Here is a 12629-nt window from a genome sequence, read left to right as displayed (position 1 = left end):
GTCTTACCTTCGATGGGCGGGCGAAGCGGAAACCGACGCACGCGCTGATACAGCTATATATGGGTAATCGCTGAATAATCCGTCCACGCCAAGTCCGATGAAATACACGATTTCCTCGGCGAGCCGACCATGTTCGGCGGGGCCGCCAGGGGATCGGTATGCGGGGAGCAGGAAGAAATTCTCGGCGCGGAAGGTCCAGGGATGTACCTCGAGGCCAGCGGCGTGGGCATCGGCGACGAGGCTGGTGGCCGGGCCGGAAGCGGGCAGGATCATCGTCCGCTCGGGGCCGATGCCGGCGGCATATTCGGCAACGTGCTTCAGCCCTTTCGGAGTCGCCATCGCCGCATAACTCGGCTCGGCGCCATCGGCCGGGGCGCCGCTCGCGCTCATCAGCTGGATGAGCGGTACGCGCGTCATCGTCTTGAGTTTCTTCAGATTGGCGACTTCGAACGACTGGATGAAGACCGGCGCGTCGGCACGGTCCCAGCCGGCTTCGCGCAGTTTCGTCACCAGCCGTTCCTCGAGCGGCAAGCCGATCGACGCGAAATAGCTCGGATGCTTGGTTTCGGGATAGATGCCGATCGTGCGGCCGGACTCGCGCGATGCCTTTTTGGCGAGCGCGATGATCTCGTCGAATGTCGGGATCTCGGCCTGACCGTCATAGCGCGTGTTGCCGGGACGGAGCTGGGGCAGACGCTCCTTCGCGCGGAGCGTCTTGAGTTCGGCGAGTGTGAAATCCTCGGTGAACCAGCCGGTCACGGGTGCGCCGTCGATCGTCTTCGTCGTCTTGCGTGCCGCGAATTCGGGATGCGCGGCGACGTCGGTGGTGCCCGAAATCTCGTTCTCGTGGCGGGCGACGAGCACGCCGTCCTTCGTCGGCACCAGATCGGGTTCGATGAAATCGGCGCCCTGCTCGATCGCCAGCTCGTACGAAAGGAGCGTGTGCTCGGGGCGTTCGCCGCTGGCGCCGCGGTGCGCGATGACGATCGGTCGTGTGGCGGGCCCGGTTGCCATGCCTCTCTCCTGCACGCCGACGCATCCCTGCGCCAGCAGCAACGCGACAACTGCCAGCGATCTTGCCACGAAACTTTCCACGGGCCAGGCGTTAATGCGCGGATGTGACGGGAGCGAGGCGAAGCGTGGCGGAAAATGACAGCGTGCTGGCGGCCGCGCGCGCCTGGGCGGGGAGCAGGATGGCGATCGCCACCGTGGTCTCGACCTGGGGCTCGGCGCCGCGGCCGCGCGGCAGCCATATGCTGGTGCGTGAAGACGGCCGTTTCGAGGGCTCGGTCTCGGGGGGATGCGTCGAGAACGACATTCTCGCGACGGCGGAGGACGTCATCGCCGGCGCGCCCGCTGTCGTGAAGACCTATGGCGTGGCCGATTCCGCGGCGTGGGAAGTCGGGCTGCCGTGCGGCGGCGAAATCGCCGTGCTGGTGCAGCCCGTATCCGCCGAGGGATTCGATCCGCAATTGTTCGAGGCGATCGAGCGCGCGCGGGCTGACGGTGTCGGCTTTGACGTGGCGACTGATCTCGCCACGGGCCGCAGCACGCCCGGATCCCTGGGCGATTTCGTCAATCGCTACGATCCGCCGCGCCGCCTGGTGATCGTCGGCGCCGTCGAGATCGCGCAGCGGCTGGCCGGGCTGGCGCGCGAGCTGGGAATCTTCACGCATGTGATCGATCCGCGGGGGAGATTTTTGACGCCCGAGCGTTTTCCCGGCGTGACTCTCGACGACCGCTGGCCCGATGAGGCCGTGACCGCGCTGAAACCCGATCCCGCCACCGCGGTGGTGACGCTCAGCCATGATCCCAAGATCGACGATCCGGCATTGGTCGCCGCGCTCGCGCATCCGACCGGCTATGTCGCGGCGCTCGGCTCGCGCCGGAGCCACGCCGCGCGGCTGGAGCGGCTGGCGGCCGCGGGGGTGGCGGTGGCGGAGCTTGCCCGGATCGACGGCCCTGCGGGGATCGATATCGGCAGCATCGGACCCGCCGAGATCGCGCTTTCGATCGCCGCCGCGATGGTAAGGAGCTTCCATGCTGACGCCTGAACGGACCGCTCTGGTGCTGCTCGCCGCGGGGCGCTCGCGCCGCTTCGACGGCGACAAGCTCGCCGAGCCGTTCCTCGACAAGCCGCTGGCCTATCATGTCGTGACTGCGCTCGAGAACGTGCCCTTCCTCACGCGGATCGCAGTGGTCTCGGACACCAGCCTCGATTTCGCGGCGCTGGGCTATCGCGTCGAGGAGAATCCCGATCCGTCGCTCGGTCAGGCGCGTTCGCTATGCCACGGGGTGATGGCCGCGAAAGAAGCGGGTGCCGATGCGGTGCTGGTGGCGCTGGCGGACATGCCGCGCGTGACGGCCGCGCATATCTACCGGCTGTTCGATGCCGCAGACGGGCTCGATACGGTCGTAGCGTCGAGCAACGGTGCGCAACCCTGTCCGCCGGCATTGTTCGGGAGCCATTTGTTCGACCGGCTGCTCGATCTCGAGGGCGACGAGGGCGCGCGGCAATTGATTCGGCGCGGGCACCATGTCGTGACCAGCCCGGCGGAGCTGGCCGATGTCGATACCCGGGCGGATCTGGAGGAACTGCGCCAGCTCTACGGACTGAAGACCGACGGAAAGTAGCCGGACCTACTCGTGGCGCAGGGCGTCGATCGGGTTGAGGCTCGCGGCGCGGCGTGCGGGGAAATAGCCGAACACCACGCCGATCAGTGCCGATACCAGAAAGGCGATCACGTTGATCTGCGGCTCGAATATCCATTCGACCTGCATCAGCGGCGCGAGGCCGACCACCACGAGCTGGGCGACGACCAGCCCGACCAATCCGCCCAGGCACGAGAGCACCACGGCCTCCATCAGGAACTGCATCAGCACTTCGCTGGCGACGGCCCCGATCGCGAGGCGGATGCCGATCTCGCGGGTGCGCTCGGTGACCGAGACGAGCATGATGTTCATGATGCCGATGCCGCCGACGACGAGGCTGATCGCGGCCACCGCAGTGACGATCTGGGTGAGCAAAGTGGTGATGCCCGTCAGCGTCTGGCTGATCTGGGCGGTGTCGAAGATGTTGAAATCATCTTCCTTGCCGCCGGTGATGGCGCGTCGTTCGCGCAGCACCTGCTTGATCGATTCCTGGACTTGCGCGCCGTCATAAGCGGGATCGACACCGACCAGCATCAGCCGGATGTCACGATTGCCGGTGAAGCGGCGCTGGACCTGCTTGATCGGCATGATGATCACGTCGTCCTGATCGCCGAACCCACCCTGGCCGCGTGTCGACAGGATGCCGATCACGTCGCACGAAATGCCGTTGACGCGCAGCCGGTCGCCCACCGCCTCGCCGCCGCGGAACAGGTTGGTGCGGATGGTATTGCCGATGATGCACACGGCCTTGCCGGCCTGTTCCTCGGCGCGCGTGAAGATTCGTCCCGATACCAGCGGCCAGGGCTGGACCTGGAAGAAGGCATTGGTGGTGCCGTTGATCGTCGTCGACCAATTGGCGCCCTGATAGATCACCGTCGCGGTCGATTGCGCCTGCGGGGCGACTGCATTGACGCCGGCGACCTGCCGCGCGATCGCCTCGACGTCCGCTTCCTTGAAGTCGGGGGGACGCGGCCCGCCGCCGCCGCGGCCGAAGCCCTGGCCGGGGCGGATCTGGAGGACGTTGGTGCCCAGGCTCGCCACCTGTTGCTGCGCGGCCTTGGTGGTCGCCTTGCCGAGCGTGACCATCGCTACCACTGCGGCAACACCGATGATGATGCCGAGCGTCGTCAGGAACGAACGGAGCTTGTGGCGGAAGATCGAACGGATCGCGAGGATGAAGGTCGTGCCGAACATCAGGCGGGCTCGTGCGCATGGTTGTCGATGCGTTCGACCAGCCCGTCCTTGAAGTGGATGATCGTGCGCGCGAACGCAGCCATGTCGGGCTCATGCGTCACCATCAGCACGGTGATCCCGCTGGTCCGGTTGAGGTCGGCGAGGAGCTTCATGATCTCGATCGAGCGCTCCGAATCGAGATTGCCGGTAGGTTCGTCGGCGAGGAGGACGTCGGGATTGGTGACGATCGCGCGGGCGATCGCGACGCGCTGCTGCTGGCCGCCCGAAAGCTCGGCGGGGGTGTGATCCCACCACTCCTTGAGCCCCACCTTGTCGAGCGCGGCCATCGCCGCCTCGCGCCGCTCCTTCTTTGGATCGCCGCGATAGAGCAAAGGCAGCTCGACATTCTCGAGCGCCGAGGTGCGCGCAAGCAGGTTGAAGCCCTGGAATACGAAGCCGAAATATTTCCTGCGGAGCAGTGCGCGCTGGTCGCGATCCATCCGCTCGACGTGCACGTCCTTGAACAGGAACGCGCCACCGCTCGGCACGTCGAGGCAGCCGAGGATGTTCATCATCGTCGACTTGCCCGAGCCGGAAGGGCCCATCACCGCGACGAAATCGCCCGCCGCGATGTCGACATCGATACCTTTCAGTGCCCGGAACGCGCTCTGACCCTCGCCATAGATCTTGGTGACGCCGCGTAGCTGGATGATCGGTGAGTCACTGGCCGCCACTCTGGCCTCCCGCACTGCCTTGCGCGCGATTGCCGCCGCCCTGGCGCCGTTGCCCGGATCCCTGGCGGCGCTGGCTAGCGCCGCTCTCGGAAGCTAGCTGGCCGGTGATCACCTTCATGCCGGGCTTCAGGTCGCCGCCGGTGATTTCGGTGACGGTGCCGTCGGTGTCGCCGGTGGTGACCTGCACCGGCTGGGGCTGGCCATCCGCGCCGAGGATATAGACGGCCTGCTGCGCGCCGCGGCTCATCGTCGCGGATTTCTGCGCGCCGCCGCCGGCACCGCCACGCCGACCGCGCGGAACGAGCGCGCCGGCGATGCCGCCCTGGCCGCCGCTTGCGGCCTGGCCGCCCGCGCCCGGCCGGAAGCGCAGCGCCGCGTTGGGCACGAGCAGCACGTTGGGCTTTGCCTTCGTGATGATTTCGGCTGTCGCGGTCATGCCGGGCCGGAGCTGCTGGTCGGCATTGGCGACGCTCAACGTGGCCGCATAGGAGACGACCTGCGATTGGGTGGTCGCGCTGCTCGAGCTCGAACTTGTCGCCGACTGGGCCGAGAGGTTCGAGCCGAGGTCGACGCGCGTGATCGTCGCGGGGAAGGTCTTGCCCGGGAAGGCATCGACCGTGAAGCTCGCCAGCTGGCCCTGCTTGACCGAGCCGACATCGGCCTCGTCGATCGCGACCTGCAGCTCCATCGCCGAGAGATCCTCGGCGATCACGAACAAGGTCGGCGTGTTGAACGAGGCGGCGACGGTCTGGCCCGCGTCGATCTGGCGGGCGAGCACGACACCGTTCACCGGCGAGCGGATCACTGCCTTGAAGCGCTGCGTTTGGTTCGACGAGAGCGCCGCGCGGGCGGATACGACATTCGCTTCGGCTACCTTGACCGCGGCCACCGCGCGGGCGGCGGCGGCGCGCGCCTGTTCCATCTCGACTTTGGCGGGAACGCGCCCGCCCGACAGCCGGCTGACCTCTTCGAGTCGTTGGAGCTGCGCGCGCGATTCGGCGACGGTGGCCTGCGCCTGCGCCACTTGTGCGACATTGGCGTTCAGTGCCGCCTGGCTCTGGGCGATCGAATCGTCGAGGCGCGAAGTGTCGAGAACTGCGAGCGGCTGGCCCTTGATGACGCGATCGTTGACGTCGACGCTGACCGTCTCGACCAGGCCCGAAAGCTCGGAGCCGACCTGGACCTGATTGGTCGGGGCGAGCTTGCCGGTGGCGGAGACGGTGACGGTCAGATTGCCGCGTGCCGCTTCCTCGGTCGAATATTGCGTGGCGGTGGCGCCGCCGAAGAAGAAACGGGACAGCGCGAATACGGCGAGGAGGACGACTGCGCCGATGATGATCCACTTCAGCCAGCGCCGCCACCAGGGCCGGGCGGGCGTGCCGAGGAACTCGTCGAGATTCTTGTTGGGATCAGTTGCCATCCGCGGTGCCGCCTGTGGTCGCCGAGGTCCGCGCCGGAGCCTCGGGAGTGATGCTGCTGTCCCAGCCGCCGCCGAGCGACAGATAGAGCTGGATCAGCGCCGTCGATTGATCGGATTGTGCGCCCACCAGGCCGTTCTGCGCCGAGAGCAACGACGCCTCGGCCTGGTTGAGAGTCGTGAAATCGGTGAGGCCCGAGCGATATTGCATCCGCGCGAGGATCGCCTGGTTGTTCGCCGCCTCGAGTGCGATGCGGAACTCGGTCTCGCGGCGTTGCGCCGCCTGCAGTGCCACGATCGAATTCTCAATGTCCTCCAGCGCAGTGAGCACGGTCTGCTTGTACGAAAGGAACGCGCCATCCGCGGCGGCTTGCGCCGAACGCGTTTGGCTGCGCGTGCGGCCAGCGTCGAAGATCGTTTGCGCGATATTGGCGAAGAGCCGGCCGGTGATCACGTCGAAGATCGAGCTGAGCGCGCTCGATCCGGCATCGATGCTGCCGCCGATGCCGAGCGAGGGGTAGAGCTGCGCCGTCGCGACGCCGATCTGCGCGGTCGCCGAAGCGAGATTGCGCTCGGCCGAGCGGATGTCGGGACGCTGACGCAACGTCTCGGCGGGGATGCCGGCAGCGACGCTTGCGGGGCCGCGCGGGATCGGCTTCACGGCTTCGAGTTCGGCCTTGAGCGCGCCCGGCGCCTGGCCGGTGAGCACGCCGAGGCGCGAGACGAAGCCGTTATAGCTGGCTTCGAGATTGGGGATCGACGCGGCGGCCTGGGCCCGCGACGCGCGCGCCTGCTCCTGATCGATCGTCGAGACCAGTCCCGCCTGCACGCGCCACTGGGCGATCTGGAGATTGTCGTCCTGCAGCGCGAGCGACTGGCGCGCATTGGCCAATTGGGCCTGTGCGGCGCGCGCGAGGACATAGTTGCGCGCGGTTTCCGCCTCGATCGAGATCAGCACCGTCGCATAATCGAAGCCCGCCGCTTGATACCCGGCGCGGGCGGATTCGACGCCGCGGCGCACGCCGCCGAACAGATCGACCTGATAGTTCGCGTCCGCGCCCAGAGAGAAGCTGTTGCGCCCGCCGGTCGAGAAAGAAGTAACGCTGCCGTCGGGAAGCGTGGTGGTGGTCGTGCCGCCGCGAAGCGATTCGCTGCGCGATGCGCCGGCCGAGGCGCTGACGCTCGGGAACAGCGAGGCACGCCGCTGGATCAGCGATTCGCGCGCCTGACGAAGCCGGGTCACCGACTGGGCGATATCGAGGTTGGCGGCCTGCGCGCGCCGAACGATCGCGGCAAGCTGGGGATCGTCGAACTTCTCCCACCAGCGGGCCAGGTCCTCATGGGCGCGCTGATCGGCGGGCACCGAATAGGCTTCGGGCACGCCGAGCTCGGTTGCAGTGCGCGGGCGATAATCGGGACCCACCGCGCACGCGGCGAGCGGCAGCGCGAAGGCGAGCGTCAAGGCGATTGGGCGTCGTGCCATTGGGGCAAGATGGCTGGCAGCGACAATCGGTTCCACCGAAATTATGTCGCAGTTTGTCGCAGCCCCGGAAAAACTACGGCTCGGAGCGGTGTCGTAACGAAATCTGCGGCTTGCGCGGCGGGGTTGCTTGAGGACAAGGAGGGTCGAACAATCAGCCAGGAGCGGCCCCTTGACGAGCGACAGCCTGTACCCCGTAACCGAAGAATGGGCGCGCAAGGCGCGCGTCGATGCGGAGGGATATGCGAAGCTGTACGGCCGCAGCCTCGCCGATCCGGGAAGCTTCTGGCTCGAGCAGGCGAAGCGGCTCGATTGGGTGAAGCGCCCTGAGATCGCTGGCGACTGGTCGTTCGACGAGGAGGATTTCCACATCAGCTGGTTCGCCGACGGCAAGTTGAACGTTGCGGCGAACTGCGTCGACCGGCATCTCGCCAGCCGCGGCAATGCAGTGGCGATCCTTTGGGAACCCGACGATCCCTCGGAAGCGCCGCGGCGATACACGTATCTCCAGCTATACGAAGAGGTCTGCCGCTTCGCGAATGTGCTGAAGGCCGAGGGCGTCCAGAAGGGCGACCGTGTCACCATCTACATGCCGATGATTCCCGAAGCGGCGTTCGCATTGCTCGCCTGCGCGCGGATCGGCGCGATCCATTCGGTGGTGTTCGGCGGATTTTCTCCGGAAGCGCTGGCGGGGCGGATCACCGATTGCGACAGCAAGGTCGTGATCACGGCCGACGAAGGCCGCCGCGGCGGCAAGCGAGTGCCGCTCAAGGCCAATGTCGATGCGGCGCAGGCGCATGCCCGGTCGATGGAGAAAGTGATCGTCGTCAAGGCAACCGGCGGCGACGTGGCGATGCAGCCGGGCCGCGACGTCTGGTATCACGAGGCCGCGGCGCGGGTTTCCGCGGAATGCCCGGCCGAGCCGATGGGCGCCGAGGATCCGCTGTTCATCCTCTATACCTCGGGCTCGACCGGCAAGCCCAAGGGCGTGCTCCACAGCAGCGCGGGCTACCTGCTCTGGGCAAGTTACACGCACGAGCTCGTCTTCGATTACCGGCCGGGGCAGGTTTATTGGTGCGCTGCCGATATCGGCTGGGTCACAGGGCACAGCTATATCGTCTACGGGCCGCTCGCCAACGGCGCGACGACCCTGATGTTCGAAGGCGTGCCCAACTGGCCCGATGCCTCGCGCATCTGGCAGGTCGTGGACCGGCACCAGGTCGAGATTCTCTACACCGCGCCGACCGCGCTGCGCGCGCTGATGCGCGAGGGCGACGATTATGTGACGAAGACCTCGCGCAAATCGCTCACGCTGCTCGGCACGGTGGGCGAGCCGATCAATCCCGAGGCATGGCGTTGGTATCACGAGGTGGTCGGCGAAGGGCGCTGCCCCATCGTCGATACCTGGTGGCAGACCGAGACCGGCGGGCAGATGATCACGCCGCTGCCCGGCGCCACTGCGCTCAAACCTGGTTCGGCAACCTTGCCGCTGCCGGGGATCGATCCGCAGATCGTCGATGCGGAGGGCAATGTGCTACACGGGGCGACCGAAGGGAATCTCTGCATCGCGCGGAGCTGGCCGGGGCAGATGCGCACCGTGTGGGGCGATCAGGAGCGCTTCTTCCAGACCTATTTCACCACCTATCGCGGCAAATATTTCACCGGCGACGGCTGTCGCCGCGACGAGGACGGCTATTACTGGATCACCGGGCGGGTCGACGACGTGATCAACGTCTCTGGTCACCGCATGGGCACCGCCGAGGTGGAGAGCGCGCTGGTGCTGCACCCAAAGGTCGCCGAAGCGGCAGTGGTCGGCATGCCGCACGACATCAAGGGGCAGGGCATTTATGCCTATGTGACGCTCAATGCGGGCGAGACCGCGAGCGACGAGCTGCGGACCGAGCTGCGCAACTGGGTGCGCACGGAGATCGGGCCGATCGCGACGCCCGATGCGCTCCAGTTCGCGCCGGGGCTGCCCAAGACGCGCTCAGGCAAAATCATGCGGCGGATCCTGCGGAAGATTGCCGAGGGAGAGGTTTCCAGCCTGGGCGATACCAGCACGCTCGCCGATCCGGCGGTAGTCGACGATCTGGTGGCGAACCGGGTTTCGGCGTGAGCGACCGGCTGCGCGCGATTCAGGTGGACATCACGACGCTGGCGGTCGATGCGATCGTCAATGCGGCGAACAGCTCGCTGCTCGGCGGCGGTGGTGTCGATGGCGCGATCCATCGCGCCGCCGGTCCCCGTTTGCTCGAGGAATGCCGCAAGCTTCGCGCGCTTGGGGGTTGCAAAACCGGCGATGCCAAGCTGACGGGCGGTTATTGCTTGCCCGCGCGCCACGTGATCCACACGGTCGGTCCTGTCTGGCAAGGAGGTGATCGCGGCGAGCCGGAACTGCTGGCGAGTTGCTATCGCCGCTGCTTCACCATCGCCGCCGAGAACGGTATTCGCAGCATCGCCTTTCCTGCCATCAGCACGGGCGTCTACCGCTATCCGGTCGAGGCCGCGACCGAGATAGCCGTGCGTGAGGCTCGCGTCGCGACGGCGACGGATCTCGACCTGAAGGTCGTCTTCGCGACCTTCGGCCCGGATGTCACCGCCGTGTACGAACGCGCTCTGGGTTGATCGTCGAGTCCTCTCGCACGAGCGACTATTGCAACTATTGCAACTATTGCAACTCACTACCGGGAACATTGCATTTGCCGGAAACACCGCCGCAAACCAGAGCTGTCCTATGTTGCATTGCGGCACGGGCTTTCACAAAGGATCGCCCGACGTTCTCGCTGATCGCGCTCTTCATTGCGCAGCGCCGTAACGCTGCCTGAAAAACGGCATTCGACTGCCCGAAGAAACAGGGGGAGCGGTGACGTTCTCCCTTTTCGTATCTAGCTCGCCCCGGTCCTCGGGAAGTGCGGGACTTCGGGGTTCGAGCGGATCCATGACAGCCGCTCGCCGGTCCAGATCTCCTTTTGCGGCGGAAATAGTTCCGGATCGTCGAGCGTGGCGGTGGTCACGTCGTACAGCCCCGGGCGGCTCGCGCGGCGATAGGTGAGAGTGCTGCCGCAGCGCGCGCAGAAGCCCCATTCGACGCCGGACGACGTCTCGTGGATCGCCGGCTCGCCCGCGACGATCTCGACCTTGTCCTCGGGAAAGATCGCCCAGGCGAGCGTCGGCGCGCCGGTCATGCGGCGGCAGTCGCTGCAATGGCAGTGCGAAGTGGCGGCAGGCTCGCCGGTGACGCGGTATCGCACCGCGCCGCACCGGCAGCCGCCTTCAGCGGTCCCCATCCTATTTGACTCCGTGCATCCATTTCTTGAGCGGCCAGCTGAGCAGCAGCAGGAGCACGCCCAGCCCGATCGCCCAATACGATATCAGCGTGAACACGCCGACATAGGTGTCGAGGCTCACCTTGAGGTTGGTCACCTGCCCGCCGACGGTATCGACGCTGGCGATCTGCGCGATCATGCCCGCGAAATATTGCGCCACGGAGATCGACAGGAACCATACCCCCATCATCAGCCCGACCACGCGCGCGATCGACAGCTTGGTGACCATCGAGAGGCCCACTGGCGAGATGCAGAGCTCGGCGAAGCTGTGGACGAAATAAAGGCCCGCGAGCCACCATATCCCGACACGGAAACCCGCATCGGCATAAGTGGCGCCCCATACCAGCAGAAAGAAGCCGACCGCCACGCTGATCAGCGCGATCCCGAACTTGACCGGGATCGAAGGCTCGAGCCCGCGCTTCGCCAATGCGGTCCACATAATCGACATGAACGGCGCGAGCAGCACGATGAAAGCGGCGTTGAAGAACTGCGTCTGGCCCGCGGTGATGCTGAACAATCCGAATACCGATAGATCGGTGTTGCGATCGGCGAACAAGGTGAGCGACGAGCCAGCCTGCTCGAACAGAGTCCAGAACACGACGTTGAAGACGATCAGCGTCATCGCCGCGAGCATCATCTGGAATTCCTGGCGGCTGCCCGCGACGAACGACCAGATCAGGATGCCGGGGACCGAGAGCAGGAAGGTGCCGAACAGGAACTTGCCCATCAGCGGCAGCGAGGCGACATAGCCGACGATGCCGGAACCCGGCGCGGGCTCGGGCGAGTTCATCAGGTTGACATAGAGGAAGTAGAAAACCGGCACGATCAGCAGCGCGCCGGCATAGATGAACCATTGCTGCCGCTCGACCTCCGGCCGTGCGGGCGGCTCGCCATAGCCGGCCAGCGTGTTTCCGTTGAACTGGATCAGCGCCCACGAGATCATCATGCCGATCGCGGCGAGGCCGAAGCCCGCCCACCAGTCGAATGCCACGGCGAGCCACGGGCAGAGGATCTGCGAGAAGAGCGAGCCGATGTTGATGCCCATGTAGAAGATCGTGAAGCCGGCATCGCGTCGTCGGTCGCCGACTTCGTACAATTCGCCGACCATTGTCGAGATGTTGGGCTTGAAGAAGCCGTTGCCGCTGCAGACCATCGACAGGCCGATCAGCATGATCATCACGTAGAAGGGGCTGCGATCGGCGTCGGATTCGAAGCCGCCCTTGGCGACCTTGCGCACCGACGCGCCGTTTTCGAGCAGGTCGACCGAGCCGTCGTCATTGCCCTTGATCTCGAGTTTACGCGTGCCGTCGACGACGTAGCGGACCTCGCGGTCGCCCGATTTCCCGATCGACACTTCGTAGCGCTGGCCGTCGATCTGGGCATGCGGTCGCGCAGTCGGGCCGCCGAAGCACAGGATCAGATAGCCGAGCGACATGACGATCGCACCGAACTTCACTGCGCGTTTCGATCCGAGGAACTGGTCGGCGAGATAGCCGCCGACCAGCGGAGTCAGATAGACGAGGGCCGTGAAGCCGCCATAGATGCCCGTCGCCTCGCGGTCGCCGAACATGAAATGCTGGGTTAGATAGAGCGTCAGCAGCGCGCGCATGCCGTAGAAGCCGAAGCGCTCCCACATCTCGGTGCTGAACATGCGCGCCAGCTGGCGCGGGTGCCCGAACCACGTCTTCTCCGCGGCGGGATTTACGTGGCTGATATCGGGTTCTGCCGGACTATCGGCGGTGGGGGTTTCGACCATGCGGGAATTCGACCTTTTTATATCGGTTTCCGGGACTTGCCCGGCGCATGGGCGGCCAGACTAGAGCGAATGGCGCGGGTGTAAAGCGCGG

Annotated in this window: 11 protein-coding genes; 4 read left to right on the top strand and 7 right to left on the bottom strand. The window is 66.0% G+C overall.

Annotation, left to right across the window (positions count from 1 at the left end):
* Positions 1–3 precede the first annotated feature (3 nt).
* Entirely contained in the window at positions 4–1014 is a 1011-nt protein-coding gene (locus BR78_RS0112195; RefSeq protein WP_037566671.1) for a glycerophosphodiester phosphodiesterase, read from the bottom strand.
* A gap of 125 nt (positions 1015–1139) precedes the next feature.
* Between BR78_RS0112195 and BR78_RS0112190 the strand changes: the two genes are divergently transcribed.
* Positions 1140–2054 carry an XdhC family protein gene (locus BR78_RS0112190; RefSeq protein ID WP_029936553.1) on the top strand — a complete coding sequence of 305 codons (915 nt, stop codon included), beginning with the start codon at positions 1140–1142 and terminating at the stop codon, positions 2052–2054.
* Entirely contained in the window at positions 2041–2634 is a 594-nt protein-coding gene (locus BR78_RS0112185; RefSeq protein ID WP_029936552.1) for a nucleotidyltransferase family protein, read from the top strand. The genes BR78_RS0112190 and BR78_RS0112185 overlap by 14 nt, the downstream gene beginning before the upstream one ends.
* 6 nt (positions 2635–2640) lie before the next feature.
* Here BR78_RS0112185 and BR78_RS0112180 read toward each other — a convergent pair whose 3' ends face one another.
* Genes BR78_RS0112180 through BR78_RS0112165 form a run of 4 tightly spaced genes read right to left on the bottom strand, consistent with a single transcriptional unit; the run spans position 2641 to position 7459 of the window.
* Positions 2641–3846 (bottom strand): ABC transporter permease, encoded by a 1206-nt coding sequence (locus BR78_RS0112180; RefSeq protein WP_029936551.1) that lies wholly within the window; start codon positions 3844–3846, stop codon positions 2641–2643.
* Positions 3846–4559: an ABC transporter ATP-binding protein gene (locus tag BR78_RS0112175; RefSeq protein WP_037566668.1), complete on the bottom strand. Its 714-nt coding sequence runs from the start codon at positions 4557–4559 to the stop codon at positions 3846–3848. Before BR78_RS0112175 ends, BR78_RS0112180 begins: the two co-directional genes overlap by 1 nt.
* Complete coding sequence (locus tag BR78_RS0112170) at positions 4546–5979, bottom strand: efflux RND transporter periplasmic adaptor subunit (protein ID WP_029936549.1); 1434 nt, start codon at positions 5977–5979, stop codon at positions 4546–4548. Before BR78_RS0112170 ends, BR78_RS0112175 begins: the two co-directional genes overlap by 14 nt.
* A complete protein-coding gene (locus BR78_RS0112165) occupies positions 5969–7459 on the bottom strand; it encodes an efflux transporter outer membrane subunit (protein WP_051683315.1) in 1491 nt (496 codons plus the stop codon). The genes BR78_RS0112170 and BR78_RS0112165 overlap by 11 nt, the downstream gene beginning before the upstream one ends.
* A 169-nt stretch (positions 7460–7628) precedes the next feature.
* Between BR78_RS0112165 and acs the strand changes: the two genes are divergently transcribed.
* Positions 7629–9572, top strand: a complete 1944-nt coding sequence (gene acs, locus BR78_RS0112160; RefSeq protein WP_029936547.1) for an acetate--CoA ligase — start codon at positions 7629–7631, stop codon at positions 9570–9572.
* A complete protein-coding gene (locus BR78_RS0112155; protein WP_029936546.1) occupies positions 9569–10081 on the top strand; it encodes an O-acetyl-ADP-ribose deacetylase in 513 nt (170 codons plus the stop codon). The genes acs and BR78_RS0112155 overlap by 4 nt, the downstream gene beginning before the upstream one ends.
* A 260-nt stretch (positions 10082–10341) precedes the next feature.
* On the opposite strand, the gene BR78_RS0112150 is transcribed toward BR78_RS0112155, so the two are convergent.
* Positions 10342–10743, bottom strand: a complete 402-nt coding sequence (locus tag BR78_RS0112150; protein ID WP_029936545.1) for a GFA family protein — start codon at positions 10741–10743, stop codon at positions 10342–10344.
* 1 nt (position 10744) lies between these two features.
* Positions 10745–12538, bottom strand: coding sequence for a peptide MFS transporter (locus tag BR78_RS0112145; RefSeq protein ID WP_029936544.1), 1794 nt, complete (start codon positions 12536–12538; stop codon positions 10745–10747).
* Positions 12539–12629: the final 91 nt, after the last annotated feature.

The organism is Sphingomonas sp. UNC305MFCol5.2 (genome assembly GCF_000712135.1).
In the GTDB taxonomy this organism is placed as follows: domain Bacteria; phylum Pseudomonadota; class Alphaproteobacteria; order Sphingomonadales; family Sphingomonadaceae; genus Sphingomonas.
This window is presented reverse-complemented; position numbering and strand designations above follow the sequence as displayed.

Bases quoted from the DNA above. Each gene is read 5' to 3' on its own strand.
- BR78_RS0112145 (WP_029936544.1), bottom strand. From the start codon at position 12,538: ATGGTCGAAACCCCCACCGCCGATAGTCCGGCAGAACCCGATATCAGC.
- BR78_RS0112150 (WP_029936545.1), bottom strand. From the start codon at position 10,743: ATGGGGACCGCTGAAGGCGGCTGCCGGTGCGGCGCGGTGCGATACCGC.
- BR78_RS0112195 (WP_037566671.1), bottom strand. From the start codon at position 1,014: ATGGCAACCGGGCCCGCCACACGACCGATCGTCATCGCGCACCGCGGC.
- BR78_RS0112180 (WP_029936551.1), bottom strand. From the start codon at position 3,846: ATGTTCGGCACGACCTTCATCCTCGCGATCCGTTCGATCTTCCGCCAC.
- BR78_RS0112185 (WP_029936552.1), top strand. From the start codon at position 2,041: ATGCTGACGCCTGAACGGACCGCTCTGGTGCTGCTCGCCGCGGGGCGC.
- BR78_RS0112165 (WP_051683315.1), bottom strand. From the start codon at position 7,459: ATGGCACGACGCCCAATCGCCTTGACGCTCGCCTTCGCGCTGCCGCTC.
- BR78_RS0112170 (WP_029936549.1), bottom strand. From the start codon at position 5,979: ATGGCAACTGATCCCAACAAGAATCTCGACGAGTTCCTCGGCACGCCC.